The organism is Streptomyces sp. NRRL F-5122, assembly GCF_001507435.1.
Lineage (GTDB): Bacteria > Actinomycetota > Actinomycetes > Streptomycetales > Streptomycetaceae > Streptomyces > Streptomyces lannensis.
Genome location: NZ_LMWH01000261.1, coordinates 1 through 26,783, shown reverse-complemented (window position 1 = coordinate 26,783; position 26,783 = coordinate 1). Strand labels below are relative to the sequence as shown.

30 protein-coding genes and 2 pseudogenes are annotated in these 26,783 nt (G+C 69.8%); 16 read left to right on the top strand and 16 right to left on the bottom strand.

Features of this window, described 5'->3' with window-relative positions; genetic code table 11:
• Positions 1-2: 2 nt before the first annotated feature.
• From ADL25_RS34870 to ADL25_RS34855, 4 genes are all read left to right on the top strand, one after another.
• A complete protein-coding gene (locus ADL25_RS34870; protein WP_059131910.1) occupies positions 3-680 on the top strand; it encodes a helix-turn-helix domain-containing protein in 678 nt (225 codons plus the stop codon).
• A 72-nt stretch (positions 681-752) separates the two neighbouring features.
• Positions 753-1,193, top strand: coding sequence for a pyridoxamine 5'-phosphate oxidase family protein (locus ADL25_RS34865; RefSeq protein WP_059131909.1), 441 nt, complete (start codon positions 753-755; stop codon positions 1,191-1,193).
• Between the two features lie 325 nt (positions 1,194-1,518).
• Positions 1,519-2,241 (top strand): CBS domain-containing protein, encoded by a 723-nt coding sequence (locus tag ADL25_RS34860; protein ID WP_059131908.1) that lies wholly within the window; start codon positions 1,519-1,521, stop codon positions 2,239-2,241.
• A 210-nt stretch (positions 2,242-2,451) separates the two neighbouring features.
• On the top strand, positions 2,452-2,943 hold the full coding sequence (locus ADL25_RS34855; protein ID WP_234381160.1) for a hypothetical protein: 492 nt from the start codon (positions 2,452-2,454) through the stop codon (positions 2,941-2,943).
• Positions 2,944-2,994: 51 nt separating this feature from the next.
• On the opposite strand, the gene ADL25_RS34850 is transcribed toward ADL25_RS34855, so the two are convergent.
• A complete protein-coding gene (locus ADL25_RS34850; RefSeq protein WP_107116785.1) occupies positions 2,995-3,648 on the bottom strand; it encodes a CBS domain-containing protein in 654 nt (217 codons plus the stop codon).
• A 45-nt stretch (positions 3,649-3,693) separates the two neighbouring features.
• Positions 3,694-4,149, bottom strand: coding sequence for a Crp/Fnr family transcriptional regulator (locus ADL25_RS34845; protein ID WP_059131906.1), 456 nt, complete (start codon positions 4,147-4,149; stop codon positions 3,694-3,696).
• Positions 4,150-4,953: 804 nt separating this feature from the next.
• On the opposite strand from ADL25_RS34845, the gene ADL25_RS34840 reads away from it, so the two are divergent.
• Together ADL25_RS34840 and ADL25_RS34835 are read left to right on the top strand one after the other, a co-directional pair.
• Positions 4,954-5,829, top strand: coding sequence for a universal stress protein (locus ADL25_RS34840; protein ID WP_059131920.1), 876 nt, complete (start codon positions 4,954-4,956; stop codon positions 5,827-5,829).
• Positions 5,830-5,905: 76 nt separating this feature from the next.
• On the top strand, positions 5,906-8,275 hold the full coding sequence (locus ADL25_RS34835; protein WP_059131905.1) for a glycoside hydrolase family 65 protein: 2,370 nt from the start codon (positions 5,906-5,908) through the stop codon (positions 8,273-8,275).
• Positions 8,276-8,360: 85 nt separating this feature from the next.
• Here the strand turns inward: ADL25_RS34835 and ADL25_RS34830 are convergent, their stop codons facing one another.
• From ADL25_RS34830 to ADL25_RS34815, 4 genes are all read right to left on the bottom strand, one after another.
• Positions 8,361-8,618, bottom strand: a complete 258-nt coding sequence (locus ADL25_RS34830; RefSeq protein ID WP_059131904.1) for a DUF1876 domain-containing protein — start codon at positions 8,616-8,618, stop codon at positions 8,361-8,363.
• Between the two features lie 290 nt (positions 8,619-8,908).
• The gene (locus tag ADL25_RS34825) at positions 8,909-9,529 is read right to left on the bottom strand and encodes an L-threonylcarbamoyladenylate synthase (RefSeq protein ID WP_059131903.1); all 621 of its coding nucleotides are present in this window, start codon (positions 9,527-9,529) and stop codon (positions 8,909-8,911) included.
• A 191-nt stretch (positions 9,530-9,720) separates the two neighbouring features.
• Positions 9,721-11,124 carry a Si-specific NAD(P)(+) transhydrogenase gene (gene sthA / locus ADL25_RS34820; protein ID WP_059131902.1) on the bottom strand — a complete coding sequence of 468 codons (1,404 nt, stop codon included), beginning with the start codon at positions 11,122-11,124 and terminating at the stop codon, positions 9,721-9,723.
• A 169-nt stretch (positions 11,125-11,293) separates the two neighbouring features.
• Positions 11,294-11,752, bottom strand: coding sequence for an SRPBCC family protein (locus tag ADL25_RS34815; RefSeq protein ID WP_059131901.1), 459 nt, complete (start codon positions 11,750-11,752; stop codon positions 11,294-11,296).
• A 292-nt stretch (positions 11,753-12,044) separates the two neighbouring features.
• On the opposite strand from ADL25_RS34815, the gene ADL25_RS34810 reads away from it, so the two are divergent.
• Positions 12,045-12,806 carry an SDR family oxidoreductase gene (locus ADL25_RS34810; RefSeq protein WP_059131900.1) on the top strand — a complete coding sequence of 254 codons (762 nt, stop codon included), beginning with the start codon at positions 12,045-12,047 and terminating at the stop codon, positions 12,804-12,806.
• Between the two features lie 168 nt (positions 12,807-12,974).
• Here ADL25_RS34810 and ADL25_RS34805 read toward each other — a convergent pair whose 3' ends face one another.
• Genes ADL25_RS34805 through ADL25_RS34795 form a run of 3 tightly spaced genes read right to left on the bottom strand, consistent with a single transcriptional unit; the run spans position 12,975 to position 14,348 of the window.
• Positions 12,975-13,643: a hypothetical protein gene (locus ADL25_RS34805; protein ID WP_059131899.1), complete on the bottom strand. Its 669-nt coding sequence runs from the start codon at positions 13,641-13,643 to the stop codon at positions 12,975-12,977.
• 56 nt (positions 13,644-13,699) lie between these two features.
• A complete protein-coding gene (locus ADL25_RS34800; protein ID WP_059131898.1) occupies positions 13,700-13,987 on the bottom strand; it encodes a hypothetical protein in 288 nt (95 codons plus the stop codon).
• Between the two features lie 46 nt (positions 13,988-14,033).
• On the bottom strand, positions 14,034-14,348 hold the full coding sequence (locus ADL25_RS34795) for a hypothetical protein (RefSeq protein WP_199839260.1): 315 nt from the start codon (positions 14,346-14,348) through the stop codon (positions 14,034-14,036).
• Between the two features lie 233 nt (positions 14,349-14,581).
• Here ADL25_RS34795 and ADL25_RS34790 point away from each other — a divergent pair, with 233 nt between their 5' ends.
• Positions 14,582-15,499 (top strand): DUF6891 domain-containing protein, encoded by a 918-nt coding sequence (locus tag ADL25_RS34790; protein WP_059131896.1) that lies wholly within the window; start codon positions 14,582-14,584, stop codon positions 15,497-15,499.
• Between the two features lie 93 nt (positions 15,500-15,592).
• Here the strand turns inward: ADL25_RS34790 and ADL25_RS50005 are convergent, their stop codons facing one another.
• Complete coding sequence (locus tag ADL25_RS50005; RefSeq protein WP_059131895.1) at positions 15,593-16,033, bottom strand: ABC transporter substrate-binding protein; 441 nt, start codon at positions 16,031-16,033, stop codon at positions 15,593-15,595.
• Positions 16,034-16,126: 93 nt separating this feature from the next.
• Positions 16,127-16,504: a VOC family protein gene (locus ADL25_RS34780; RefSeq protein ID WP_059131894.1), complete on the bottom strand. Its 378-nt coding sequence runs from the start codon at positions 16,502-16,504 to the stop codon at positions 16,127-16,129.
• A gap of 139 nt (positions 16,505-16,643) precedes the next feature.
• Between ADL25_RS34780 and ADL25_RS34775 the strand changes: the two genes are divergently transcribed.
• Positions 16,644-17,180 (top strand): hypothetical protein, encoded by a 537-nt coding sequence (locus tag ADL25_RS34775; protein ID WP_059131893.1) that lies wholly within the window; start codon positions 16,644-16,646, stop codon positions 17,178-17,180.
• A 51-nt stretch (positions 17,181-17,231) separates the two neighbouring features.
• On the opposite strand, the gene ADL25_RS34770 is transcribed toward ADL25_RS34775, so the two are convergent.
• Positions 17,232-19,301, bottom strand: coding sequence for a SpoIIE family protein phosphatase (locus ADL25_RS34770; protein WP_059131892.1), 2,070 nt, complete (start codon positions 19,299-19,301; stop codon positions 17,232-17,234).
• 411 nt (positions 19,302-19,712) lie between these two features.
• The gene (locus ADL25_RS34765) at positions 19,713-20,342 is read right to left on the bottom strand and encodes a hypothetical protein (protein ID WP_059131891.1); all 630 of its coding nucleotides are present in this window, start codon (positions 20,340-20,342) and stop codon (positions 19,713-19,715) included.
• 102 nt (positions 20,343-20,444) lie between these two features.
• Here ADL25_RS34765 and ADL25_RS34760 point away from each other — a divergent pair, with 102 nt between their 5' ends.
• Both ADL25_RS34760 and ADL25_RS34755 read left to right on the top strand, forming a co-directional pair.
• Entirely contained in the window at positions 20,445-20,975 is a 531-nt protein-coding gene (locus ADL25_RS34760) for an SMI1/KNR4 family protein (RefSeq protein ID WP_059131890.1), read from the top strand.
• A gap of 52 nt (positions 20,976-21,027) precedes the next feature.
• Positions 21,028-21,351: a DUF6191 domain-containing protein gene (locus ADL25_RS34755; RefSeq protein WP_059131889.1), complete on the top strand. Its 324-nt coding sequence runs from the start codon at positions 21,028-21,030 to the stop codon at positions 21,349-21,351.
• 225 nt (positions 21,352-21,576) lie between these two features.
• Here the strand turns inward: ADL25_RS34755 and ADL25_RS34750 are convergent, their stop codons facing one another.
• The gene (locus ADL25_RS34750) at positions 21,577-22,272 is read right to left on the bottom strand and encodes an alpha/beta hydrolase (RefSeq protein ID WP_059131888.1); all 696 of its coding nucleotides are present in this window, start codon (positions 22,270-22,272) and stop codon (positions 21,577-21,579) included.
• Positions 22,273-22,499: 227 nt separating this feature from the next.
• Between ADL25_RS34750 and ADL25_RS34745 the strand changes: the two genes are divergently transcribed.
• A complete protein-coding gene (locus ADL25_RS34745) occupies positions 22,500-23,225 on the top strand; it encodes a fumarylacetoacetate hydrolase family protein (RefSeq protein ID WP_059131887.1) in 726 nt (241 codons plus the stop codon).
• Positions 23,226-23,258: 33 nt separating this feature from the next.
• Here the strand turns inward: ADL25_RS34745 and ADL25_RS34740 are convergent.
• A pseudogene (locus tag ADL25_RS34740) lies at positions 23,259-23,623 on the bottom strand (transposase).
• Positions 23,624-23,694: 71 nt separating this feature from the next.
• On the opposite strand from ADL25_RS34740, the pseudogene ADL25_RS50990 reads away from it, so the two are divergent.
• Together ADL25_RS50990 and ADL25_RS46905 are read left to right on the top strand one after the other, a co-directional pair.
• Positions 23,695-23,903 (top strand): annotated as a pseudogene (locus ADL25_RS50990) (RNA-guided endonuclease TnpB family protein); the annotation flags it as partial.
• 142 nt (positions 23,904-24,045) lie between these two features.
• Positions 24,046-24,234, top strand: a complete 189-nt coding sequence (locus tag ADL25_RS46905) for a fumarylacetoacetate hydrolase family protein (RefSeq protein WP_079050770.1) — start codon at positions 24,046-24,048, stop codon at positions 24,232-24,234.
• A gap of 708 nt (positions 24,235-24,942) precedes the next feature.
• On the opposite strand, the gene ADL25_RS34735 is transcribed toward ADL25_RS46905, so the two are convergent.
• A complete protein-coding gene (locus ADL25_RS34735; RefSeq protein ID WP_059131886.1) occupies positions 24,943-25,473 on the bottom strand; it encodes a hypothetical protein in 531 nt (176 codons plus the stop codon).
• A 329-nt stretch (positions 25,474-25,802) separates the two neighbouring features.
• On the opposite strand from ADL25_RS34735, the gene ADL25_RS34730 reads away from it, so the two are divergent.
• Positions 25,803-26,057, top strand: coding sequence for a DUF5133 domain-containing protein (locus ADL25_RS34730; RefSeq protein WP_059131919.1), 255 nt, complete (start codon positions 25,803-25,805; stop codon positions 26,055-26,057).
• Between the two features lie 110 nt (positions 26,058-26,167).
• Positions 26,168-26,783: maltotransferase domain-containing protein (locus tag ADL25_RS34725; protein ID WP_159045068.1), on the top strand; the 616-nt coding region annotated here is incomplete at its 3' end.

Sequence of the window (26,783 nt, the reverse complement as noted above, 5' to 3'; positions counted from 1 at the left end):
CCATGGCCGCACGGGGACCGTCGGGCACGGTGGCGGGCCATCCCGCGGGCAACCTCGGACGCCGGATCGCTCTGCGACGCGAAGAACTCGGACTGTCCCTGGAGGAGACCGCCAACCGGGCGGGCATGGCACCCAGCTACCTCCAGTACCTGGAGTCGCAGCCGACCGCCGCGCCGGGTATGAGCAGCCTCCTCAGTCTGGCCGGCGCGCTCGAGACCACGGTGCTCGAGCTGACCGGCGGCGACGTCGATCTGCCGCCCGGTCTGGGACAGGCGGGGCGGCACCCGCAGTTCACCGAGCTGACCCCGGAGGAATGTCACGACCTGCTCTCCACGCACGGTGTGGGGCGACTCGCTGTCGACACGGCCACGGGGCCGGAGATCCTCCCCGTGAACTACGGGGTCGACGCAGGAGCCATCGTCTTCAGAACCGCCCCCGAGCACGCCACGTCCCGGGTCGCGGGCGCCCGGGTGGCCTTCGAGGTCGACCGGATCGACCCCGCGTTCAGCCAGGGCTGGAGCGTCCTGGTGCGCGGCCACGCCGACACCGTGACCGACCCTGAAGAGATACGGCGCCTGGACGAGCAGGCGTACAGCGCCCCATGGGCGGGCGGAGAGCGTGACCTGTGGATCCGTATCGACCCCGACACCATCACCGGGCGGCGCATCACCGTGACCTGATGCCTCCGAGCAGCGCCGAGGACGAGGTCTCGACGGCCGCGCCGCCGCCCCAGGCGAAAGACGGACTGACTCATGTATCCGAACGACGGCTTCCGTGAACTCGACCGCCAGGAGTGCCTGCGTCTGCTGGCGAAGGTCCCGGTCGGCCGTATCGTCCACACCCGCCAGGCGCTGCCCGCGGTCCTTCCGCTCAACTTCAGCCTCGACGGTGACGGCGCGGTGCTGCTGCGCACATCGGCGGCCTCGGAGCTGGTCCGCGCGATCGACGGGTCGGTGGTCGCCTTCGAGGCCGACGAGGTCGACGCGGTCGCGCACTCGGGCTGGAGCGTCGTCGTGACCGGGTCGGCCGCGGTGGTCACCGATCCCGTGGAACGCGAGCGGCTGACCCGGACGGGACCGCGCTCCTGGGTGACGTCGCCGGAGGAGGTCTTCGTACGCATCGAGCCCGAGCTGGTGACGGGTCGGGCACTGATGGGCGGCCGCACTCTGCGCGGGCTCGACCCGTCCCGCTGAGCGGACCGACGGCACCGCGGCAGCTCTGCGGCTACGGATCCCGGACGCGCCCGGGCCACGGCGGACAGACGCGGACGGTGCCGTCCGCGGGCGTGTCGTGACACCTGTGGCGAGGCGGGGCGGTCACGGCCCCGCGAGATCCGTCGTCAAAGGCGTCCGAACGACCCGCATCACCCAGCTGACCAGGCGCTTCGCGGCACGATACGCCGATCGAGAGCCGGTCGGGACAGGGTGCAGGGCCACTCGGCCCATGCAGAGTTGCGGCCGGTGATCCACCCTGAAGGTGTCGTAACCCTGTCCCCGCCCAGCACCACCGGAGGACACCATGCACGGCACTCCCCACCTCGTGAGCGATGTGATGACCCAGCGGGTCGTCGCGCTCGACCGCACCGCCACCTTCAAGGACATCGTCAAGGCCATACGGCAGTGGAACGTCAGCGCGCTGCCGGTCGTGGGGGAGGAGAACCGGGTCGTGGGCGTCGTCTCGGAGGCCGATCTGCTGCGGAAGGAAGAGTTCCGCGGCGGCGATCCGGACCGCTACGACCGCCTCGACCGCCTGTCCGACCTGGTGAAGGCCGGCGCCGTGACCGCGGAGGAGCTGATGACCGCGCCGGCCGTCACCGTCCGTGCCAACGAGACCCTGGGTCAGGCCGCCCGCACCATGGCGCGGGCCAAGGTCAAGCGGCTGCCCGTGGTGAGCGACGAGGGCACGCTGCTGGGCATCGTCAGCCGCTCCGATCTGCTCAAGGTGTTCCTTCGGGACGACGAGGACATCGCCGAGGAGATCCGGGACGAGGTCGTCGCCCATCTCTTCCCCGCTCCCTTGGAGCCGGTCCGGGTGGAGGTGCACGACGGCGTCGTACGGCTCACCGGCCGAGTCCGGGACACCACGCTCGTCCCCGTCGTCTCCCGGCTCATTCTGGGCATCGAGGGCGTGGTGGACGTGGACTGCGCGCTCGCGGGACCGCCTCGAGTACCGGATCTGGACCCCGACCTCCCCGAGGGCGACACCGCTCGATGGCCCTGGAGAGCCGGAAGCATCACGTGAACCGACGCGCACCGCAGGGGCGTCCCCCGCATCCGGGCGGGAGACGTCACGGTCCGCAGCCGCGGAAGAAGGTGACGACCCATGGCGAGGACACGTCGCAGTTGGAGGGTGAGGGCGAAGGCAAGGGCGAAGGAGAGGGCAAGGGCGTGGACATGGCGGTGGCGGCGTAATCCGCTCCGCCGTCGCAGCGACCGTCTGGAAGCGTGGATCGTGCTCGCGACCTGGGTGTTCGTCCTGCTGGCCGGAGTGGTGGCGGGACGGACGGCGGCCGGAGCGGCGGATCACGCGGTGGCCGTGCGCAACGCCCATGCGCACCCGGTGCAGGCCGTTCAGGTCGAGGACGCGGCAAGGGCACCGCAGGGGGTCCCCGAGTACAGCGACGGCAGTGTGTGGGCCAAGGTGAGCTGGACCGTCGCCGGAGTCACGCACACCGGTCTGACGAAGGTCGAGCCGGGGCAGCGGGCGGGCACCGCGGTCACCGTGTGGACGAGCCGTGGCGGCGAGTTGGTCGCCAAGCCGGTCGGTGACGATCAGGCCCGTGTGCAGGCCCGACTCGTCGGCTCGCTCGTCGGGGCCTGTGCCGCAGGCGGGATGCTGGTGTGCGGACTGTTCGCGCGCGGACGGCTGGATCGCCGGCGGATGGAGGAATGGGACCGGGAGTGGGAGTCGGTCGGTCCCAGGTGGCGCAGGACGATCGGCTGACCGGACCGGGGCTCAGCGCCGGGACGGACCGGGCGTCCGTCCCGGCGCGGGTCATCCCACCTCGCTCCCGGACAGATGGCAGTCCACGTCGACGACTCCCTCGAGGGCGCGGGCCAGGCGGACGGCCACCGGTATCAGGGCGGCGTCCGGGACCTTCCCCGTGATGGTGACGACACCCTCGGTGACCATGACGTGGACGGGCTCGGCCGGAGCCGGGAAGAGGATGTCGACGACATCGCGTCGGACCTCGTCGGCGATGTCGTTGTCGGGCCGCAGGAACACCTTCAGCAGGTCCGCGCGACTGACGACGCCCTCGAGCATGCCCTCGCCGTCGACGACCGGGAGACGCTTGATCCCGAGCCGGGCCATGATGCGGGCCGCCTGGGCCAGGGTGCTCCCCGGGTGCACGGTGACGGCCGGCGCGCTCATCAGCTCCTCGGCGGTCATCGCTCCGGCCTTGGCCAGGTCGGACAGGCGCTGCCGCTGCGTGTACCGGTCCGGATCGGTGTCGCGGAACTCCTCCTTGGGCAGCAGGTCCGCCTCGGAGACGACACCCACCACGCGGCCCTCGCCCTCCAGCACTGGCAGGGCACTGACCTGCCACTGCTCCATGAGCCTCACGATGTCCTTGAACGGGGCGGCACGGCCGACGGCGACGACGGAGTGGGTCATCACATCGTCCACGAGGTGCGGGCTACCGGTCACGGTCTCCTCCTCGAGGTGTCGAGTGCGGTCGGGTGGTGTCGGCCCTCAGCGGGATCCGCTGCCGTAGGGGGCGTACAGATCGAGCAGCCTGGTGCGGGCCGCGTGCAGCCGGTGAGCGAGCACCCGGCCGACCCACACCGCGATGGCGCGGCCGAACTCGGCGTCCTCGTCGCACAACGTCCGGACGGTCGCCGCGTCGAACTCGTAGGCGCGCACCGGAGTCATCGCCTCCGCACCCATCTGCCACACATGGGGGGTGAAGTGCCAGGACCACCCGACCAGTTCACCGCGGGCCAGCGACTCGATGACGGCGGAACGACGACCGGGCACATGCAGGTCGAGCGCAACGGTGCCGGTTCGGACGATCCAGAACCGGTCGGCGTGCCGACCCTCCTCGAACAGCCGCGTCCCCTCGTCGAAGGAGACCTCGCGGGCGATCCGCATCAGCCGTTCACGGTAGGCGGCCGGTAGAGCCGCCGTCATGGTGGTGGCAGAGGTCATCGCTCCGTGTCCTTTCGTTCCGGGCGCCGCAGCCGGTCGCCGGGGCCCACGCGCACAGCGGACCGCCGTCGGGGCAGCGGACGGCCCTCCCGCGCGGCCACGGGCTCGACCGGGACATCGAGCCCCATCCGGTCCGGGACGGCGCTCGCAGGACGGCTCGTCATCGTGCCCCTCCGGAATGCCGTGGACTTCCTGTCTCCAGCGTGGGCGTCCCACGGTGTACGGCAACACGGGCCGCCCGGTCCCGACGGGGGGCCTTTCGGCCCCACCTTCGAGGCAGCGCGCCGCCCCGCCCGATGAGCGGGACGAACGGGCCCACCGGGCGCGGTGTGACGGCGCCCACTCCATGGGGCGCGGGCGATGCAGTCAAAGGTCGAGGCCGGCGGAACCGCGAGCGGAGGCGCTGCCGACGCGGGCCGCGGCCGGCATCGGGCGTTCCCGCCGAAGGGGCGCACCGGAGTCCTCGAAGGCCGCTGGGGCATCGGGGCGGGAAGGACCCCATCCGGTTCTCCCGGATCCAGATTGCGCGGTGCGCGGCCGTCAGCCGCTTCTCCGCGTCGGTCGCCGGGTCCTTCCCGTCGTCTTCAGGACACCACGTGTGCCGTGGAACCGCCAGGGCCGACCGGCCCCCATGGCGCTGGGAGCGGCCCTGATGCCGTGCCCGCCGCCTCCCGGCGGTCGCCGGGGCCGAACGTCCCCGCCGAGGGCCGAACCGCCCCTGCAGTTCACGGGTGGCCGGATGCGACCGTGAGACGGAGGAGCCCTGTGCTCGCCTCGGCGGCCCGGCGAAAGGCGGTGGAGAGGATGGAGCTGCCCCTGGTCGTGGGCGTCGACGGATCGGACTTCAGCCTGGCGGCCGTCGACTGGGCCGTGGACGAGGCCGTCCGGCGCGGTCTGCCGCTCCGGCTGGTGCACGCGGCCCCGCCGGAACCCCGGGACAGCGCGACGACGCCCGAAGGCCAGGAGCGGCCTGCCGGGTGGATGATGGCGGAGGACATCATCGGCTCGGCTACGGAGCGCGCCCGCCGGCGCGACCCCCGGGTGCAGGTCTCCTCGGAGGTCCAGGCCGAGGGCGCGGTCCACGCCCTCCTGCGCGAGGGCTACCACGCCGTCGCGCTGGTGACCGGATCCCGCGGCCGCAGCGAGTTCAAGGGCCTGCTCCTCGGCTCCGTGAGCCGGGCCGTGGCCGCCAGGGCCCGCTGCCCGGTGATCGTGGTCCGCGGGGACAAGGCCGGCCTGACCGGCGTGCACGAGCGGATCCTGCTCGGGGCCGCGGATCCGGCCGCGATCGGCGAGGCCCTGTCCTTCGCCTTCCGTGAGGCCGAGGCGCGCGGCTGCGTCCTGGACGTCGTTCGGGCCTGGCGCTTCCCGGCCCACGAGAGCACCGACCACCCCCGGCTCACCGAGGCATTCGCACGCCGGTACGAGCAACGGGCTTCCGCCCTCCTCGACGTCCTGCTGCAGGACGCGATCCGGGACCACCCGCACGTCACGGTGCGCCGGGACACGGTCGAGGGCCCGGCCCGCACGGTGCTGCTGAAGCGCTCTGCCGCCGCCGACCTCGTCGTCATCGGCGCGCGGCGACGGCCGGTCCGCTTCGGCCTCCGGCTCGGCAGGGTGGCCCAGACGCTGCTGCACCACGCGGACTGCCCGGTCGCGGTCGTGCCGCGACGGGTGTGAAGGTCCGGAACGGTCGAGACTGGTGCCGACGGCGTAGTACCCGACCTCGCAGCAGCGCTCGCGGAAGGACCCCGCAGTGGCCGGCTGGACCTGGAAGTACGAGGGTTATGACCCTGTGCACGAACGACTGCGGGAATCCCTGTGCACACTGGGCAACGGCTACTTCGCCACGCGCGGGGCACTGCCCGAATGCGTCGCCGACGATGTGCACTATCCGGGAACCTACGTGGCCGGCTGCTACGACCGGCTCACCTCGGAAGTGGCGGGACGCCGGATCGAGAACGAGGACCTGGTCAACCTTCCCAACTGGCTTCCGCTGCGGTTCCGCCCGGCCGGGGAACAGTGGCTGACGCCGGACAGCGGAACCGTGCTCGGCCACGACCAGACGCTTCACCTGTCCTCGGGCCTGCTGGAGCGCCGGACCCGGTACGGCCACGGCGAGCCGGGCACGCTGTCGGTGCGCCAGTGGCGTCTTGTGCACATGGCCGACCCTCATCTCGCCGCCCTGCGCACCGAGTTCACGGCCGAAGGCACCGCCGTCGAGCTTGAGGTCGAGGCCGCACTCGACGGCGGCGTCACCAATGCCGGCGTGCCGCGCTACCAGGACCTGGACGGCTGCCATCTCGTCCATGTGCACACCGGCACCGCGACTCCGGACACGGCCTGGCTGCGCTGCCGCACCCGCACCTCCGACATCCGGGTCGGTCTGGCGGCCCGCCTGACCGTCGACGCCTTCGTCACCACGCGGCACCCCGCCGTCCGTGCCGTGCAGTCCGCACGTCTGTACCTGCCACCCGGACGGACCGTCACCGTCGACAAGACCGTCGCCCTGCACACCTCGCGCGACCGTGCCATCAGCGACCCGCTGGACGCCGCGATCGACCGGGTGGCCGCGGCCCCCGGCTTCGACGAACTGCTCGCCACCCATCTCACCGCCTGGAACCAGCTGTGGCGCCGTGCGGACCTGGACGTGCCCGGGGAGGCCGGACGGGTGCTGCGGCTGCACCTCTTCCACGTCCTGCAGACACTCTCGCCGCACACCGCGGAACTGGACGTGGGGGTACCCGCACGGGGACTGCACGGTGAGGCGTACCGCGGGCACGTCTTCTGGGACGAGCTGTTCGTGCTCCCGTACCTCAACCTGCACTTCCCCGAGGTGTCGCGGTCCCTGCTGAGCTACCGCCACCGGCGTCTGGACCAGGCCCGTGCCGCGGCACGCGCCCTCGGCCGTCGCGGGGCGCTCTACCCGTGGCAGAGCGGCAGCGACGGGCGCGAGGAGTCCCAGGAGGTCCACCTCAACCCGCGCTCGGGTCGCTGGCTGCCCGACCACACCAGGCTGCAGCGGCACGTCGGCTCGGCCGTGGCGTACAACGTGTGGCAGTACTGCGAGGTGAGCGGCGACGCGGAGTTCCTGCACACCAAGGGCGCCGAAATGCTGCTCGAGATCGCCCGCTTCTGGGCCGACTCGGCGACCTACGACGAGAGCCTCGGCCGGCACCGTATCCGCGGCGTCGTCGGACCCGACGAGTACCACGACGCCTACCCGGACGCGCCCGCCCCAGGCATCGACGACAACACGTACACCAACGTCACCGCCGCATGGGTGCTCACCCGCGCGCTGCAGGTGCTGCGCGAGCTCCCCGAACCGCGCCGGCGGGAACTCGTCGAGCGAGCCCGGCTGGACGCCGGCGAACCGGACCGCTGGGAGGAGCTGTCCCGCACGCTCCATGTGCCGTTCCACGACGACGTCGTCAGCCAGTTCCAGGGCTACGGGGATCTCGCGGAACTCGACTGGGACGGCTACCGCAAGCGGTACGGCGACATCCGCCGTCTGGACCGGATCCTGGAGGCGGAGGGCGACAGCGCCAACCGCTACCAGGCGTCCAAGCAGGCCGACGTGCTGATGCTCGGCTACCTGTTCGGGCCCGACGAGCTCCAGGAGCTGTTCGCCCGGCTGGGCCACCGGCTCGACGCGGACATCTGGCGGCGCACCGTCGACTACTACCTGGCCCGCACCAGTCACGGATCCACCCTCAGCGGCCTGGTCCACGGCTGGGTCCTCGCCCGGGCCAGGCGCGCCGACGCATGGTCGTGCTGCCAGGAGGCGCTGCTCGGCGACGTCGCCGATGTGCAGGGCGGAACCACGGGGGAGGGCATCCACCTCGGGGCCATGGCGGGCACCCTCGACCTCGTCCAGCGCGGACTCACCGGTCTCGAGTCCCGCGACGGAGCACTCCTGCTCAACCCCGTGCCGCTGCCGGAACTGTCGTCGTTCGGCTTCTCCGTGCGCTACCGCAGCCACTGGGGCGTGCGCATGCGGGTGGACTGCGGCGGGCTCGAGATCGCGGTGCCGCCGTCCGACCGCACCCCCATCGATATCCGGCTGCCCGGCCGGGCGCTGCGTATCGAGCCGGGCGAGACACGCCGGGTGCCGCTCCCGGACTGAAGGGCACGCGCCGTACGGGGTCCGCGCGGGCCGGGCCGCACACTCCCGTCACCGTGCGCGCACCGGGTCGGTGCTCGGTGCCCGGTCAAGGCACCACGTGGCCCGCCAGTGCCACGATGTCGTCGGAGGCGACGTCGTGCAGCCTGATGGCGAGGTCCTCCAGCGCGCGGCTGGCGGCGAGTTCGTCGCCGATCTCCGGGATCGGCCGGTCGGTCGGATTGCGCCGGGCGGTGCCCCGGCCCGTGACGATCGACGTGTCCTGGGTGCTGAGCACGGCACGCGCATGGGTGTCGTCGCCCTCTTCGGTGATGTAGATCTGCACGGTCCACTGCTTGGCTTCCATAGTGATCACTTCCGTGCGCTGAGGTGCGGCGCGGCCGAAAGGCTCGAGGTCGCGCGCCGAGAGCCTTGCCCGCGGGTCCTCCGAACCGGATGGCCCGCGTCGAGCGTCCCCCTTCTCAGCCTGCGCCTGCCGACGGGCGCCGGTCCAGTCGTCCGGATGCCCGCCGATCGGCGCACCGGGGTGATCGGCGGCCGCCGACGTGCCCGGCGGCCGCTCACCCCGACGCAGTCACCGCGCTCGACGGCGGCGACCGGCGTGAACTCCGCCGGGGCACCGGCACGGCCCGCACCTCACTCGAACCGTGATGTGTCGCCCGCGCCCTTGCGCACGATCTCGGGTTCGCCGCTGGAGAAGTCGACGACGGTGGTCGGCTCGGTGCCGCAGTCACCGGAGTCGACGACCGCGTCCACGACGTGGTCGAGCTGCTCCTTGATCTCCCAGCCCTGCGTCATCGGCTCCTCCTCGCCCGGCAGGAGCAGTGTGCTGGACAGGAGCGGCTCGCCGAGCTCGGCCAGCAGCGCCTGCGCCACCACGTGATCGGGGATACGGACGCCGACCGTCTTCTTCTTCGGGTGGAGCAGCTTGCGCGGCACCTCGCGCGTGGCCGGGAGGATGAACGTGTAACTGCCCGGTGTCGACGCCTTGATCACTCGGAACACGTCCTTGTCGACGTGCACGAACTGGCCCAGCTGCGCGAAGTCCCGGCACACGAGCGTGAAGTGGTGCCGGTCGTCGAGATGGCGGATGGCCCGGATACGGTCGATGCCGTCACGACTGCCCAGGCGGCAGCCCAGCGCGAAGCACGAGTCGGTCGGATAGACCACGAGCGCGCCGTCACGGATGCTGTCGGCGACCTGGCCGATCGTGCGTGGCTGGGGGTTGTCGGGGTGAACGTCGAAGTACTTGGCCATCCGCCGAGTCTCGACGACCGGAGGGGGTGCTGTCCACGCGAGGACCCCTCGGGAGCGTGAAGACGCCGGACGCCCGGCGTGTCGGACACTCCGTCCTGCGATCCTGCGTGCCCGGCTGCTTGTCCTGCGGTCCTGCGTGCCCGGCCACGACATGCGGTGGCCGGGCACACAGGACCGTCATGACCGGCGGTTCAGTCCTTGAGCCGGTCGATCTGCCGGATCTTGTTGGTCGCGTCCAGCGCGGCGACCTTGTACGACTCCGCGAGCGTCGGATAGTTGAAGACCGCGTCCACGAGATAGTCGACCGTACCGCCGCACCCCATCACGGCCTGGCCGATGTGAATCAGCTCGGTGGCCCCGGTGCCGAAGCAGTGGACACCGAGCAGGGTCCGGTCCTCCGGGGAGACCAGCAGCTTCAGCATGCCGTGCGAGTCACCGATGATCTGCCCGCGGGCCAGCTCCCGGTAGCGGGAGATGCCGACCTCGAAGGGCACGCGGTCCTCGGTGAGCTGGTCCTCGGTCCGGCCGATGAAACTGATCTCCGGGATGGTGTAGATGCCGATCGGCTGGAGGTCGAACATCCCGTGCACGGGCTCGCCGCAGGCGTGGTACGCCGCCATACGGCCCTGCTCCATGGAGGTGGCCGCCAGGGCCGGGAAGCCGATCACATCGCCGACCGCGTAGATGTGCGGCACCTCGGTGCGGTAGTGCTCGTCGACCTTGATGCGGCCGCGCTTGTCGGCGGTGAGACCCGCCTTGTCCAGGTCGAGTTCGTCGCTGAGCCCCTGTCGTCCCGCCGAGTACATCACGGCGTCGGCGGGAATCTTCTTGCCGCTCTCCAGAATGGTCAGGGTGCCCTTGGGGTGCCGCTCGACGGCCGCGACGGTCTCGCCGAAACGGAAGGTGACCGCCAGGTCCCGCAGGTGGTACTTCAGCGACTCGATCACCTCGACGTCGCAGAAGTCGAGCATTCCCGGCCGCTTCTCGACCACGGTGACCTTGCTGCCCAGCGCGGCGAACATGGAGGCGTACTCCATGCCGATCACCCCCGCCCCGACGATGACCATCGAACGCGGTACCCGTTCCAGGTCGAGAACGTTGTCGGAGTCCATGATCGACCGACCGTCGAACTCGACGCTCGCCGGCCGGGCCGGCCGCGTTCCGGTGGCGATCACGATGTGCTCGGCACTCAACAGCTTTTCGTTGCCGTTCAGTTCGAGGACGGAGACGGTGTGCGGGTCCGCGAACCGGCCGGTACCGGCGAACAGGGACACTTGGTTGCGGGCGAGCTGGTTGCGGATGACGTCGACCTCGCGGCTCACCACATGACGGGTGCGCGTGATCAGGTCGGCGACGGTGATGTCCTCCTTGAGGCGGTAACTCTGTCCGTACATATCGCGCTGGGTCAGGCCGGTGAGGTAGAGGACGGCCTCGCGCAGGGTCTTGGAGGGAATGGTCCCGGTGTGGATGGAGACTCCGCCGACCATGTCGGGGCGGTCGACGACGGCGACCCGGCGGCCGAGCTTGGCCGCGGCTATCGCGGCCTTCTGGCCACCCGGGCCGGATCCAATGACGAGCATGTCGAAGTCGGGCACGCTCCGGAGTCTGACAGGCCCGACCCCCTGGCCGAAAGAGCCGAGTTGACGGGACGGGTGCCGCGAGTGCCCCTGCGCCGCGGGCGGTCCCACGGTGACGGAACGTGTCACATGCTTCCCGCGGGGCCCACTCTCACGGGGTCGCCGGACGCGGCGCGCCGGGAGGCCGTCAGGCGGGCCGCGCCAGGCGTTCCGTCAGAACACGGGCCCGGGCCCGCTGGACCGCTCGTGCCTGGGAGGCGGCGAAACGCAGCAGGCCCGGAGGCGTCCGCAGGTTCAGGGTGTCGATGACGACGCTGCCCGAGTCATGGCGATCGATGGTGAACCGGTAGCCCATCTGGACCCGGCCCGGGCTGCGGACCTCGCCGGAGATCTCGGCGGACCCCGGGAGCCCGTCCGGAGCGGCGACGAGCGTGACACCGATGATGTTGTCGTGCCGCAGGAGGCCCAGGAACCGGAAGCGTTCCACGGCCGTGTAGTGCACGCTGCCGCCGTCGCGGCGCACATCGCGGACGGCGACCAGAAGCGGCGACAGCCCGATGTAGTGCGACGGTTCGGCCAGATGCGCGAAGACCTCCTCCGGCGGCGCGGCGATGTGGAAGGTGTGCTGCAGCTCGGTGGACGGCACCCGGGACCCCTCCTCGATTCGGCAGGGCGATCCTTCCACCGCCAGGGCGGATGCGGCGGCGATCGGGCGGAACTGCCAGGACTTCCGAACCTGGACCCCGCAGCCCGGGCGTTGGGGAGGTCCGTGACGACGTCGCCGTCGGCGACAGCGGGACGACAGCCGTGCCCGGCCGGCAGGCGATCAGCGGCCCGAGGCGCGACGATGGGACGAGGGACCGACACCCGGAGGTACGGATGACGGGCAGCAGAGGGGACCACCAGGGCGACGCGACCGCGCTGGGCGGCGATGCGGCGTGACGGCCGCATCCGGCGGCACCGGAAACCACCGCAGACCCGGACTCGCCGACCAGACCGTCGCGGTGATCGGCGGCTCCGCGGGCATCGGCCTGGAGACCGCCCGTCAGGTGCGCGCGGACGGCGGACAGGTGATCCTGGTCGGCCGCGACCCCGAGAAGCTGGAGCGAGCCGCACACGAGCTGGAGCCCGTCGGCACTGCGGCGTTCGACGTCACCGACACCGACCGCCTCGAGCAGTTCTTCCAGGACCTGCCCGGGTCGATCGACCATGTGATGGTCACCGGCAGCGGCCCCACATACATGCCCTTGGCGGAGATGGACCTCGCCGCCGCCCGCAGCGACTTCAGCCGGCGCCTCGCCATGACACTCGGGGTCGCCCTCTGCAGTCGTGACAAGGTCAGGGCCGGAGGAACGCTGGTGTTCATGGGCGGTACCGGTGCCCGGCGCCCCGCCGTCGGCATGGCGGTCGTGTCCGCCCTCACCGCGGCGCTGCCCGCCCTCGTCGCCGACCTGGCGCTGGAACTGGCGCCGATCAGAGTGAACCTCATCGCCGCCGGATTCGTCGACACCCCGCTGTCGGCCGCGCTCCTGGGCGATCGGCTCGAGGCCCGCCGCGAGGAGTTGCGCGCCACTCTGCCCATCCGACGGGTGGTCGGCCCGGCCGATGTCGCCGCACTCGCCGTGCACATCATGTGCAACGACGCGCTGACCGGCGCGACGTACGACATCGACGGCGGCCAGCAACTCCTGCCCCACTGACGCGAGACGGCGCGTGCGGGGATGAGCAGCGGTTCCGGAAGATCGGACGGCGGTTGAGCGCGCGGGTCGTGCGGCCAGGCGGCCCCGGTTCATGCACGGACGTGCCGGTGCCGCCACCCGCAGAGGGTCGTACGGCCCGGTGCCCCAGGCCGTACGACGGTCGTCGTCTCAGTCGTTGTCGTTGTACAGCGCCGACGGCCGGGTGACACAGCCGATCGGCAGGAAGCCCCAGCCGCGGCTCGGGTCGCGGACCACCGCGGCCCGCCCGTCACGGGTCGTGAAGCGGTACATGACCGTGGCGGAGGCGGTGCCCGCGGCGTCGGCCCAGTGGCCGCCGTTGGACGTGAAGTCGGTGCCGTGGAAGTAGTTGTAGTAGAGCGTACAGCCGGTGTCGGCGGGGGAGGCGGTGCCGTCGCCGGTGGCGTGCGCGGGGGCGTTGAAGTCACGGCCGACGGTCAGTCGGTGCGAGAGCGTGTCCTTGGTCGCGTCGGAGCAGGAGTCGGTCACACTGCGCACCAGGGTCGCCATGGAACCGGGCATCGCCCAACCGCACATGTTGAGTCCGGTGATGGCCCGGCCATAGTGCCAGTTGGCCGGAGTCGTCTGCTCGTTGTCGAACTCCCAGCCGGGCAGGGAGCGGCCGAGGTAGTAGCCGCTCTGCTTGTTCACGATCCAGCTGCCGCCACCGGTGATCGGGGCGCCGGTGGTGGGGGAGTTCGCGGTCTGGATCTGCCATACGTTCCCGGCCATGGCGGGGGTGGCGGCCAGGACGGTGAGCGCGGCCGCCGCCGGGGCGCAGCGGCGCAGGGTGCGCGGGCCCATGAGGTTGCGGAGCATGCCTGCGTACTCCTCTGGTTCGAAGGGTGCGGCCGTGGTGGGGGCGGCTGGTGAGGTCAGCAGAACCAGCCGTCCTGGACCCATCCGTGGCGGTTGATGTCGCCGTAGGCGAAGCCGTACGCCCAGCCGCTCTGCTTGCTCTCGACCAGGAAGGTCTGCCCCTTGTACAGGGTGCCCGTCCAGGCGCCGCCCGGGTCGGTGCGGACGTAGAGGTCGTTGGCGCAGACGGTCTCCCGTACGCCTACGGTGCCGTTCGCGGCGAGTGACGGTCCGGCGCCGATGAGCAGTGCGGCGCAGGACGCGGTGACGAGGGCGGCCGCACGGGTGACACGGAGTGTGGGCATGGGTATTCCTTTCACTGCCGATGTGTGGGGGCGGGGCGGTCGGTGCTCACCAGGAGTCGTAGCCGCCGATGCACTCGTAGCGCACATAGCCCCAGTCGTTGGGGCCGAAGTCGAAGGTGGCGGCCCAGCCGTTGTAGACGGGGTGGGCGCCGATGGTGTGGCCGACCTTGTTGCCGTAGGTGAGCGTGCGCAGAAGACCGGTGGGCCCGGAGGCGCTGTTGTAGTTGGCGTAGAAGCTGGCGCTCTGGCACACGATGATCGCGTGCTGCGGTGGGACGTCGGCCTTGGCGGCGGACTGCGGGAGGGCGACCGCGGCGACGGCGGCGGCAGCCACCGCGAGGGCGTTCTTGACGTACTTCATGGTCATCGACTCCTCCAGGCGGGGGACGGGTTGACGCGCGTAAACCGTAGAGACGAAGCTTGTCATGTACGTTACATCTTCATGGCGTGCGGGGGGACACCGCGCGACGCGGCTTTCTGATGCAACGGGCCGAGGGACGGGCGAACCGGCGGCACGCGAGTCCTGGCCGCCTTCCGGAGTCGCGTGGTGGTTCCGGCAGACCGGTTGTCAGTGGTGTGTGCCAGAGTTCGGGCATGCTCGAGATCGCGGTGCGGACGGAGAACGGGGAGCGGCACGTGCGTGTGTCCGCCGAGGAGTTGGCCGGGCTGGTCCGGCGTATCGGCGACGACGGTGACCGGTTCCTGGTGATCCAGCGGATACCCGACCTGCCCGATGTCTTCGCCCAGGTCTGGCACCCGGCCGGTGGCGACTACACACTGGAGCACCGCGACGGCACCGCCGAACGGCACTTCCAGACATCGGCGCAAAGCCCCCAGTCCGTGATCGCGGTGCTCACCGGCTGGGCACGCCAGGAGGCCGGCTGGGACGCGGGTACGGATTGGTCACTGCTGGACATGGGCCCCGCCCGTGTGGTGCCGCCGCTCGACCTCGAGGAGGACGAGCGCGCGGAGTTGGAGAGACACGTTCGGGTGGTACTGAACGGCGGCTACGCCTCCCGTGCCGAACTGGCGGAACTCGCCGAGGAGTACCTGGTCACCGAGGACCGCCGACCCGTGTCGCGCGAACAGGCGGAGGCGCTGGCCGACCGGCTGTGGCGGGAGCGCGTCGCGGAGCAGGCCGCCTGGCACGGCGAGACCGACCCCGAGCGGCTCGCGCGCGCCTTCGCCGTGCTGGAGGCGGCCGGCATCACCGCACGCGAGAACTTCACCTGCTGCCGCAGCTGCGGTCAGTCCGAGATCGGTGCCGAAAGCGGGCCCGACGCGCGCGGGTTCGTCTACTTCCACACGCAGTGCACGGACTCCGCCGTAATCGGCCAGGGCCTGATGCTTCTCTACGGCGGCTTCGACGGCTCCTCCGAGACCACCGCCGCGATCGGCGACGAGGTCGTCGCCGCACTCCGCGGAGCCGGTCTGCAGACCGAGTGGGACCGGGATCCGCACCGGGCCATCACCGTCACCCCGATCGACTGGCGTCGCCGTCTGGTTGGTTAGGGTCTGTCGTTCGGGTCAGGCCGGCCGGCAGAGATCGCGCCTTTCGGCCGACGCCGGCACGATCCAAACGACAGGCCCTGGGGGCCGCGCCCTTCACGTCGTCCTGCCGATGTCGTCCGCCCGGGACACGAAGCGAAGGGTGTGGTCCGTCACCCTGTACAGGAACGCGCCCGCGTCCTCGACGGCCTCGAAGAACTGGGAGTCCGGGTCGTAGCTGATCCTGCGGGTGATGCCCTGCCAAGAGTGCCGCAGGAGTTCGGAGCGCACGGCGGAGCGTGCGTAGTCGCCCGCGGCGGTCAGGCCGTGAGCCGCGAAGCGTACGGCGTCGTACGCCTCGGCGGCCCAGGGGACCGGAGCGGTGCCGTACCGGGCTCGGCCCCCCAGCGCCACCAACCGCCCGTACCCGCCGCGGCGACACCGAGCACCGCGCTGCCGGTGGCGGGTCGTCGGCGTTCCCGCCGGCCCGGCGGTATGCGTCATGGCGTCCGCCGCAGTGTTCTGCGCGGCTCCGTCGACGACCGTGCTCTGCGGCACCGGCAGTTCCAGGACCCGGGCCGCCCGGGCCGCGACCAGCGCGGGCTCCGCTCGTGACAGCTCGGTGGTGCGACCGGGGCTGACTGCCTGTCCTCAGTGCCGCACCAGGCAGAACGGATGCCCTGCCGGATCGGCGTAGACACGCCAACTCCGCCCTCCGGAACCGACGTCCAGCACCGTCGCCCCCGAGGCCAGCGCTTGTTCCTCCGCTCGGTCCAGGTCCGCGACACCGAGGTCCAGATGGAACTGCTGCGGGCGGGTCGCGTCGGGCCATCGCGGCGGCAAGTAGTCGGCCACCCGCTGGAAGGCCAGGACGAGTCCGGACGGCGTGTGCAAGGTCGCCCAGCCGTCGCCCAGGGCCCACCGCCGATCCTCCTGATTGACGGCCCCACCGAGCAACGCCCGGTAGAACTCGGCGAGTTCCGTCGGCTCGGAACAGTCGAGCACCACACACTGCACGTCAGCGATCACGGGTAGATCCTAGGTGCCGGCCGACGGCCCCGAACCTCGATATCGAGGAGCGCGGCGAGGGGCCCTGAGGCGCTCGCACGTCGAGCTGAGGAGAACATGAAGTCCGACGCCGGCCACCGACCTTCTGGAGGGACTGCGGATGGCAGTCAGTGCCCTGGTGCGCGCCGAGTTGGCGCGGCACGACTGGAAGTCCCTGGCATGCATGTGTGGTGACTCCGCCGAGCATGTACCTCTGCTCTTCGAGACCGTCATCACCGCGGAGACTCCTCGGGACATGATCGGGTACACCCTCGACGGTCATGTGGAGGGCGACACCAACATCACGGAGTGCACGGCGCCGGCCGTCGGCGTGATCATGGCCGCCCTGCCAGGTGAGCTCTCGTCGTCGGCCCGTGGTGTTCTGCTGCAGACGCTGCTGCACATAGCTGCCGGCGCGGGGGACGGCGGTGCGTGGCCGTCAGGGTGGGCGCTGGGGGATGAGTGCCGCGCCACGGCCATAGAGGGCTTCTGGCTGCTCGTCGGGATCGGTCTGACGGGCAGCGCGGACGACGCCGACACGGTGGCCGACATCTGCGAGTACCTCGATCCGGGCGGCGAGAAGTCGATCCACTACCAAGCCCTGCTGCGTGAACGAGCGCGACTGAAGACCAAGCGCCGGGCGCGCCCCTGGCGGTGAGAGGTGTCCGGGCCGGGGCCATCCATTAACTCGACGTGCAAGCCCGGCGCTTCAGCGTCGGGTCGTCGACAGAGGCTGCTCGGCCCAGACGGTCTTGCCGTCGAGGCCGTAGCGCACGCCCCAGTTCTGGGCGAGTTGGGCGACGATGAACAGGCCGCGCCCGCCTTCGTCGATGGTCTTCGCGTGGTGCAACCGCGGTGCGAGGGGATTGCCGTCATGGACCTCGCAGGTGAGTGTGCGGTCCTTGATGAGTTGCAACCGGAGAGGCGGAGTGCCGTAGCGGACCGCGTTGGTGACCAGTTCGCTGACGATCGTTTCGGTGGTGTAGGCGGTCTCCTTGTCCACCCCCCAATGAGCGAGCTGGTGTTGGGCCTGGCTGCGGGCCGTGCCGACCGCTCTGGGCGCGAATTCGAGTTGCCATGCGGCGACCTGGTCGTCGGGCAACGCGTGGGTGCGGGCGAGCAGGAGGAACACATCACCGTGGCGGGAGTCGTTCCGCAGCCGGTAGAGCACGTCGTCGCAGAGATCCTGCAGTGGCCGCTCGGGGTGGCCCAGCACCCGTTGCAGGGTGTCCGGGGAAGGCGAGATGTGCGGGAGGGACGTGGTGTAGAAGGCGAGGACGCTGCCGTCGGCGACGGAGAGAGTGGTGGTGGCGAAGGGGGGTCCTTCGGCGCTGCCCAAGGGAGGTCCGCTCGGCACCCGAGGGATCTCGGTGGTCCCGTCGGGATGGGCGACGACGGGTGGTGGGTGTCCGGCCAGAGCGATGGTGCAGGTCTGGGCGAGCGGGTCGTACACGGCGTACGCACAGCTTCCGGCGAGCGGCAGACGGTCGGCGGGAGGCAGCACCGCACGTTCCTCCGCCAGGCTCATGGCGGTGTCGTTGAGGCGTGCGAGCAGTTCGTCGGGCTCCAGGTCGAGTGACGCCAGGGAGTGGATGGCCGTTCGAATCTGTCCCAGTGTGGTGGCCGCGTGGATACCCTGGCCCGCGACCTCGCCGACCATCAGCGCGGTCCGGGCGCCGGACAGGGCGAAGGTGTCGAACCCGCCGCCTCCGCCCGTCTCGGAGGGCACGTGCATGTGCGCGGTCTCCACCGTGGTCGGGGTCGCCGGGGTGAGAGGCAGCGCATGGCGCTGGATCGTCAGGGCGATGGTGTGTTCACGGGTGAAGCGGCGTGCGTTGTCGATGCACAGCGCGGTGTGAGCGGCGGCCGCCAGGGCGAGGGTGACATCACCCGTTTCGAAGCCGTCCGTCTGGCGGGTGCGGTAGAGGCTGAGCAGTCCCAGTACGGTCCCACGCAGCGTCAGGGGCACGGTGATCAGACTGTGGGCCCCGGCCGCACGGATCGCCTCGGCCCGCCGTGGGTCGGCCGCCAACCAGGGCGTGTCCGGGCCCAGCGCCACGAGGCGGGGCTCGAGATCGGCCAGGGTCTGGGCATAGGGCGTCGTGAACGGCAGGGCGCGGACGTCACCCACCGGATGCGCCTGAATCTGCTCCTCGCCGCCACTGCGACAGACGGCGGCACGGCGCAGCGGCACCTCCCGTTGCAGCGGGGACGGCGGAGGGTTCTCACCACGGACCACCGCGTCCACCACCTCCACCACGGCGATGTCGGCGACGCCGGGCACCAACTCGCGCACGAGCTCCTCGCAGGTGGTCACCACATCGAGGGTCTGTCCCACGTACTGGCGCACCGCACCGTAGACGTGCACACGGGCGCTCACCTTTTCGCGCTCGGTGACATCGAGCATCTCCGCCAGCAGCCCCCAGACCCTTCCCTGCGGGCTTTCCAGACGAGAGACGGAGACGGAGTACAGGTACTCCGGCCCTGTCGCTCCCTTGGAACGCACCCTCACCAGGTACCCCTGTGCGGGCGCGCCGCTCTCCAGCACGCCGTCCAGCATCTCCTGCACCTCACCGGGAGCCGAAAGATCGTAGACGTCGGTGATGTGCCGGCCGACGATCTGGGCGAGGTCGACGTTGTGGAGGGCCGGCCTGGTGAGGTTGATCCGCAGGATTCGCAGTTCGGGATCCAGGATCAACAGTCCCGTGGGCGAATGGTCGAACAGGGCTTCCAGAACTGCCGCGTCCTCGGCGGGCGAAATGGTTTCGTCTTGAGCCACGGCAAGCCACCTCCACTATCCAGCCTGCCCCTGGCTCCCACGTGGCGCTCCCTCGCCCGCGAGACGGAGGCGGTGGCGGCGCCGGCCGGATCCGCTGGGTGTACGGACGAGTGCCTTCCGTTGTCAGGACGCGGTTCCGGTGGGGAGGGCGCAGACCGTGCAGCGCTTGTCACGGTGGGCGTTCAGGCTGGGACACCGTCCAGCAGCGCGCAAGCATCCAGACATGCAGCTGAGCGCGGAGACGGCGGGGCCTTGGCGTTGAGCGGTATACGCGCGGCTCATCGTCCAGCATTGATCGACCGGCATCCCAGCGACGGACACGACTACCTTGCCGTACTCGCTCTGCGACCGCCGTCGTCTGTCCGATCACGGCGTTGCCGCATCAACGCGACGGCTGATGAGGCCGGCGTCTCAGCTCCGGCATCCCGGGACGGGGGCTCCGATGGTCAGGTCCTCGTCGAGCTTTGCGACCACGGCGGCAGCGAGGGGCGGGGCGTAACGGGCTGCCCACCCTTCGACACAAGTCAGGAAACCGACGAGTTGGTTCCGGACCGAGCCCAGGAGCTCCGGCAGCAGTGCCCGCGGCAGTTCGATGGGGAGCCCTTCCAGGCGATCCACATCGGGCCACAACCGGACGATCGCTCCGACGTGCTCGACGCGCGGCGTGGGATCGTGACCGAGCCACGGCTCTTCGCCGTCCATCAGAACGAGCCAGTCTCGCCAGTTCTCCAGACCGAAGCAGCATCCGGGCGATGCCGTGGTTCCGGTTTCGGTGTCCCGAATCAGCAGGCCGCCGGGAGCGATGACACATTCGGTCGTCACAAGATGCCTGACCTGCGCTGTGCCGTCCTTGGAGTCGAGGTCTCGGCGCTTGTGATCGCTGTTGTTGTAGCTGGTCAGGACTGCCATCGCGGTGCCCAGCTCGCGCACGGACAGCCGGCCGGACAGGGGCAGGAGGTGGTCTGCGGGCGGGTCGACAACGGGCCACGGAGCGAAGTCGGTGGCCTCGTAGGTCTCCAGCACGGGCTCCATGATGAGCACGTCTCCAGTGTCGCGCTTCGGACGGTGTGGCCGCCTCGGCATTTCCAAGGAGCCGGAGTTCTCACGTCTCCCAGGTCGGCCGGTGCGGTGACGGTTCGTAGGATGCCGATCGTGGCGCGATTTGAGGAAGTCAAGGCAGCGTTGTGGAGCGGTGGAACGTACGGTGTCCAGCCGTCGCTGACGGACCAGGCCGTCACAGAAGCCGAGCAGGTGCTTGGCGTGGCGCTTCCCGTGTCGCTGCTCGAACTTCTGAGAGTCCAAAACGGTGGCGAGGTGTCGTCTGGATGGAACGCCTTCCCGACCGACCAGCCGACTTCCTGGAGTGTGGACCATGTGCCCTTCGGTGAATTGATGGGCATAGGTCGCCGAGAGCGCATGGTCTCTCTCCTGGACACTCCATACCTGGTGGAGGAATGGGGCCTTCCCTCACCGGTCGTACTGCTCTTCGGCGATGGTCACTGCTGGATTGCCCTTGACTACCGAGAGTGCGGAAGGCTGGGCGAGCCCGCGGTCACCTGGCTCGATGCTGACTTTGACCTGGAGCTGCGCCTTGCTGCGGACGTCCGTTCATTCGTCGAAGGTCTGACGTCCGAAGGGCACTTCGTCAGTGGTGTCGACCGAGCTGAGCATTGAGGATTCAGAGGAGCCTTGGAGTCATCACCCCCGTCACCCGGAAACTGAGGACATGGCTTCGCTCGTCTTCATGACCTTGCCCGGACTGGTTATCCTCCTGACCGTGCTGGCCTTCGTTGACCAGCTGCTGCTGCGTCTGGGTAGGGCCGGCATCCTGCCGTGGCGAAATGGAGCACGGCAGGGCCAGATTTCGGCGACCGGGTTCGAGCAGTTGCACGCGAGCCTCTCGCCGGGCAAGCAGTCCGAACTGAAGGAGCGTCAATCGGCACTCCTGATGCGCGACGACGAGGAGGACGGGGCGCCACCGAACCGAACGACGGTGGATCTGGACGGAGGGACCGCGGTCGTCCGAATGCCACCGGCCGGCCGGCGTTAGCCGCAGGTCCCGCCGGGCCGCAGCCAACAGCTCCGTCCGCGAAGAACCTGTCCCGCCCTCCCGACCGGAACGCGATCAAGTACAGGGCCTCCGGCATGAGCGTGATCGACGCACGAACCCAGCCGGGCGGACGGGGCAGCGCATTCACTCCGAGGAGGGCGCCGCACGGACCTGCCCGTCGGCCTGCTCACGCAGCTTGTCGGCAGTGCGTGCATCGGGAACGGATCACGTCGTGGTGGCCAATTCGACGAGGTGCCGGGCTGTGCCGGCGGGATCGACGATCTGATGCAGGTGTGCGCCGGGCAGGTGTGCCACACGCCAGCCGCGTTCGTGTGCCTCGGCGGCAAATTCGTCATACGGAGGGCCGAACAGCAGGTAGGAGCAGGGATGGTCGTCCCAGCCGCCAGGGACCGGGACGCGCTGCTGGTAGTAGGACAGCGGCAGAGTCGGCTGCTCCTCGATCACGGTCTGTCGCATCGTGGGATCGGAGAACATGGGTGCGACCTCCGCCTCGTCCCACCAGTCGGTCCAGCGTGGAAGCCTGCCGTTCACGGCCATCGGGTTGAGGAACTCCAGCACCTCCGGTGAGGCGACAGCGGTAGGTCCGATCCGGGCCGGCAGCGCGGCATCGACGAAGATCGAGCAGGTCACCGGATGGTCCAGGCTTGAGCGGATCGCCGGGAGAAACAATCCGGCATTGCTGTGTGCCACCAACACGACGGGGTTGTCGGCCGGGACCTGCCGGAGGTCGTCGCGGACCGCCCTTACGATGCGGGGCCAGAACGGCGGAGAACCGGCGCCGACATGCAGCAGGGACGGCACCAGTACCTGGTGTCTGGCAGCCGTGAGGTGTTCGGCCACGGGACGCCAGGTCGAGGGGCCCACGGACGGACTGTGCACGAGAACGAAGATCGGCTGCATGTGACGATCCTGTCGCCCATGTCATCGGGGCCGCGACAGTATCGGCCGACAGCAGAATGCCTCGCATCGGCAGGCTCGCGAATTGCTCACCGACAACCACGCTTGTCAATCGTCTGGGCGGTAAGTCCCTGAGTTGCCGGAGGTCCTGACCCGCGGCGCAATTGAGAGACGCATATCTCCGAACGGCTCAAGCCGGTCGAACGGCCACTGCTACGAAAGGTGTAGCGATGAAACTCGCGACGTTCGACGGCGGTACGGGACAGCACGTCGGTTTCATCGACGGTGACGAGATGGTGGACCTGACGGCCGCCGATCCGTCGTTGGGCACGATGATCGAACTACTGGAGCGCGATCCGAAGGTCGTGGGGGCCGCCTCCGGCTCGGCCCCGAGGGTGTTGCTCTCGGAGGTGAAACTGTGCGCTCCGGTGCCCAGGCCGCCCAGGTTTCTCGCCATCGGCTACAACTATGCCGCCCACCTTGAAGAGACCCATATGGAGCGGCCGACCCGGCAGGCCTGGTTCAACAAGCAGCAGACCAGCATCATCGGGCCCGGCGATCCCATCTGGATTCCGGCAATCGCCCCGGACGAGATCGACTACGAAGGCGAACTCGGACTGGTCATCGGCAAGCGGTGCAAGAACGTCCCGAACGACAAGCACGCGGTGCTGGATGTGACCGCAGGCTTCACCATCGTCAACGACGTCAGTATGCGCGACTGGCAGACCCTCGAGCCGGGCATGGTCGTCAGCAAGTCATTCGACACCCACCGCCCGATCGGTCCATGGATCGTCACCCCGGACGAGATCGGCGACCCTCTTGATCTTCGGTTGCGCACGTACGTCAGTGACGACCTGCGCCAGGAAGGGCCATACAGCGGACATGCTCTACCTTTGATCTTGGCCAGTGCGCCGCCTTTCAGGGCGGTGGTGAAGGCCGTCTCAAGCCCACTCTGACCCGCACGTGAGCATGGGTTGGCACTGTATACCTCAGCCCACGGGGCGCTGCTGCCGCTCGATGTACTGCTGTACGACGGTCAGCGGCGCCCCGCCGCAGCTTCCGGCGAAGTACGAGCCGGACCAGAAGTGTCCGCTCCACAGGTACCGGCGCACGTGCGCGTCGTACTCCCTGCGCAGCAGCCGGGCAGAGACGGGTCCTGTTCGCCGTTGAACAGCTTCAGGTCGGCTTCGAAGGCGGTGCACACCTCTCGCATGATCTCCTCGCAGCGCGTCAGTATCTCGTCGGTGAACGCCTTACGCCGGTACTTGGTGACGTACGCCAAGTGGCCGTGAAGGTTGGTGACGACGGGGCGTCCGGTCCTGACATCGGGATCAGGGTTCCAGCGTGGTGACATAGACCAACTGTGTATGGTGATCGTTGTGAGCGAACTCGGCCTGGTGAAACGGCAGTTCGGGCACCGTGCCCGGCTGGCGCAACGTCCCCAAGGTGGGCCGGGTTCGCTTCCGCTGGACCTTAAGACCTGCCCGTGGGCAAGAAAGCGACCAAGGAGAACCGGATCACCGGCGCCCGGCTGGTCAGGGACGCTTTGGGCTCACATCGCATTCCGCGTGCAGACCGTGGAGGCCAGGCCCGAGCCCCGCCAGGGGCCGGAGGTCGGCATCGACGCCGGACTGTATCGGATCGGCTACGTCATCATGGAGATCCCGGCCGCCGGAAGGCGCGGTCGTAGGGCGGGTAAATCCGTCAAACCTGTCGCCGAAAGGTAGACGGGAATCCCCTTCCTGAGCTTGCGAAGGGAGGGGAGAACTTCAAAACCTGTATGAGCAAGTCGCGTACCTCTCCGTCGCGTTCACCCTGGAGGTCGGCGATGTGCTGTCCACCGGGACCCCGAGCGGCATCGCCTGGCATCGACCCGGCATGTATCTCAAGGCCGGGGACACCGTTCGCGTCGAGATCGAGAAAATCGGGACGCTGGAGAACCCTGTCATCGACGAACCTCGCTGACCGTCTGCTCCCGATGCCTGTGCCCGGCCACAACCGAACTGACTGCCCTGCTCGTTCAGCCTCGGGAAGGGCCGCACGAGGACGGGTCCCTCCCGCCGGAACATCCGGCTAGAGGGACCCGCTTAGTTGCGTTCTGGGCCCCGCCCCGGACCACCGGCCTGTATCCGCATTGTGCTCGCGCCCACGAGACCACTGAGCGCCTTACGTCAAGAAGGGCCTCAACTTGGCCGGGGGACGAGCAGGCGAGGAGCTCGGTCTGCGTCATCGGGCCGTTTGGCTTGTAGAGACGGTCCTGCCCGGTAGGTGCCGGCTCGTCGAACCGGCCGGTCAGCGTCCGCGCGGCCCTGGCCGTCGGTGACGCGCGATGTGGGGACGGATGGTTCCTGAGCGGGGGCACTTGACGATGGCTGATGGCTCTCCGGCGCCGTTCGTGACCGCCGTGCCCTGCGTACGCGTGCCCGCACCCGGCGAGGCGCACGGGCACGGGTAACGAACCTTCTCCGGCGCACATCTGACTGTACGGCAGCAGCTCCCGGGGTACCCGTCGCCTACGGATGGCGGCGCGACTGTCAGGTGGCTGTGCCGGCCCGTCCTGCGCGTGCAGACGAAAGGCGGGCCCGCGCCGTGGGGCGCGGGCACCGTCGTACCGGTGGGACTCATCGAACTTGGTCGTTCTCCGGCGGGGCCCGGCCCCACCGGAGGGCGGTGTCAGACGAGGGCCGTGGCCGGTTCCGCCCACTCGGTCGATACATCCTCCCGCTCCCGCGCGGCGGCGTCCGCCGTGAGGGGGAGCGCGCGGGGCAGCGGACGTGTCTCCCGCAGGCTCGGCGAAGGGGCCACGGGTACGAGCAGGGCGTGATCGCCGGACCGTGCCCGCTGCGAGAACCATATGATCTTGCCCCCGGTATCGGTCGCGCAGCACCCCCAGCCGTTGCTCAGCGCCGCGATCTGCGCCAGGCAGCCGCTTGGCGCATAGTGCGGCCGGATGTCCCGCTCGCTGTCCTGGACCGCGGTGATGAGGTGATGTCCGTTCCACCACATCTCGATGGTGGTGTTCTTGTCCGCCGCGTGAGCGTCGATGGTGCGCAACAGTGCGTCCGAACATCGGCAGACGGGCTCGACGAGCATCTCCAGGTCCCAGTACCGGAGATGGGCGGCCAGGATCCGCCTGACATGCCCGATCCGCTCGGGGCTGATCTCCACGTCGAGGTGGTAGTAGTAGGGCGCTGCGGTCTTCATCGTCGTTGGCTCCTCACCGGTGAAGCTCGCGCTCCTGCTCGTCCCTGCGGGCCGAGACCCGAACACGAAGCGTGAGCATTCATCGCTCCTGAGTCAGTCCCAGGGTGCGAGCACTACTCCATTCGTGCAACACGAAGCACACCGACCCAAAGTGGTTCAATTCTGAACAGGACGCTGCGTCGCCCACCGTGCACCATGGGTGAAGGTCTCGATCGCCGTAACGGACCAACCCCACTCCGTGCACGGCCTTCGCGCACCTTTCCGGACCGCGACCCCGCGAACCGTCCGGAACCGTGCTCGGGCGAAGAGGTTGGGAGGTGACCGGTGCCATGTTGCTGCCAGCCAGGGACGAGGTCGCCAGGCATCTCGAGCGGTACCGGGCGTGGGAACGCCTGATGCTTGCGTCCCCCGACAACCGGGCGGTACGCGGCAGCTTCGAGGACACGGGCTACACGCTGTGCGTGCTGATGGGCAAGCGCTGCGCGCGCGAGGCCGTCGACGCCGCCGAACTTTATCTGAACACCCGTGAGCCCCGTGAGCGACCCGTCAGTGATGTCTGTGCCGCACCGTCGGCGAACGCGTAGCGGGGCCGCCGTGCGCGGCGGAGGAACGAAGGCCGGAAGGCCGACTGCGACCCGAGGACCGGAGAGCCGGTGTCCACCGAGGCTCGATGACGGCGGAGGAGGCGAAGTCCATGGAAGGGCAGGCCGTGCGCCGTGGCGGTGCACCTCCCGTCACCGGGGGCGCCGGAACCGTGATCGGACGCATTCCGGTCGTGGACGTCCGCCCCGCCGTGGACGGCGGGCGGCGCCCTGCCAAGGCGGTGGAAGGGGAGACCTTCCAGGTCACCGCCACGGTCTTCGCCGAGGGACATGGTGCCATCGGAGCCAATGTCGTCCTCAGGGACCCGGAGGGCCGGCCCGGACCGTGGACGCCGATGCACGAACTCGAACCCGGCTCCGACCGCTGGGGCGCCGAGGTCACTCCGTCGTCGGTCGGTAACTGGACCTACGTGGTCGAGGCGTGGAGCGATCCGGTCACCACCTGGCGGCATCACGCGCGGATCAAGGTGCCGTTGCGTATCGACACCGAACTCGTCCTGGAGGAGGGCGCGGACCTGTACGAGCGCGCAGCCGAAGGAGTTCCGGAGGGACCGCAGCGGGAGGCGGTTCGTGACGCCGTCCGCGCTCTTCGTGACGAGTCCCGCCCGCCGGCCTCTCGTCTGGCGGGTGCGTTGACGCCTGAGGTGGGTGGGGTGTTGGGGCGGTTTCCGTTGCGTGAGGGGGTGTCGTGTTCGGATGTGCGGGGGG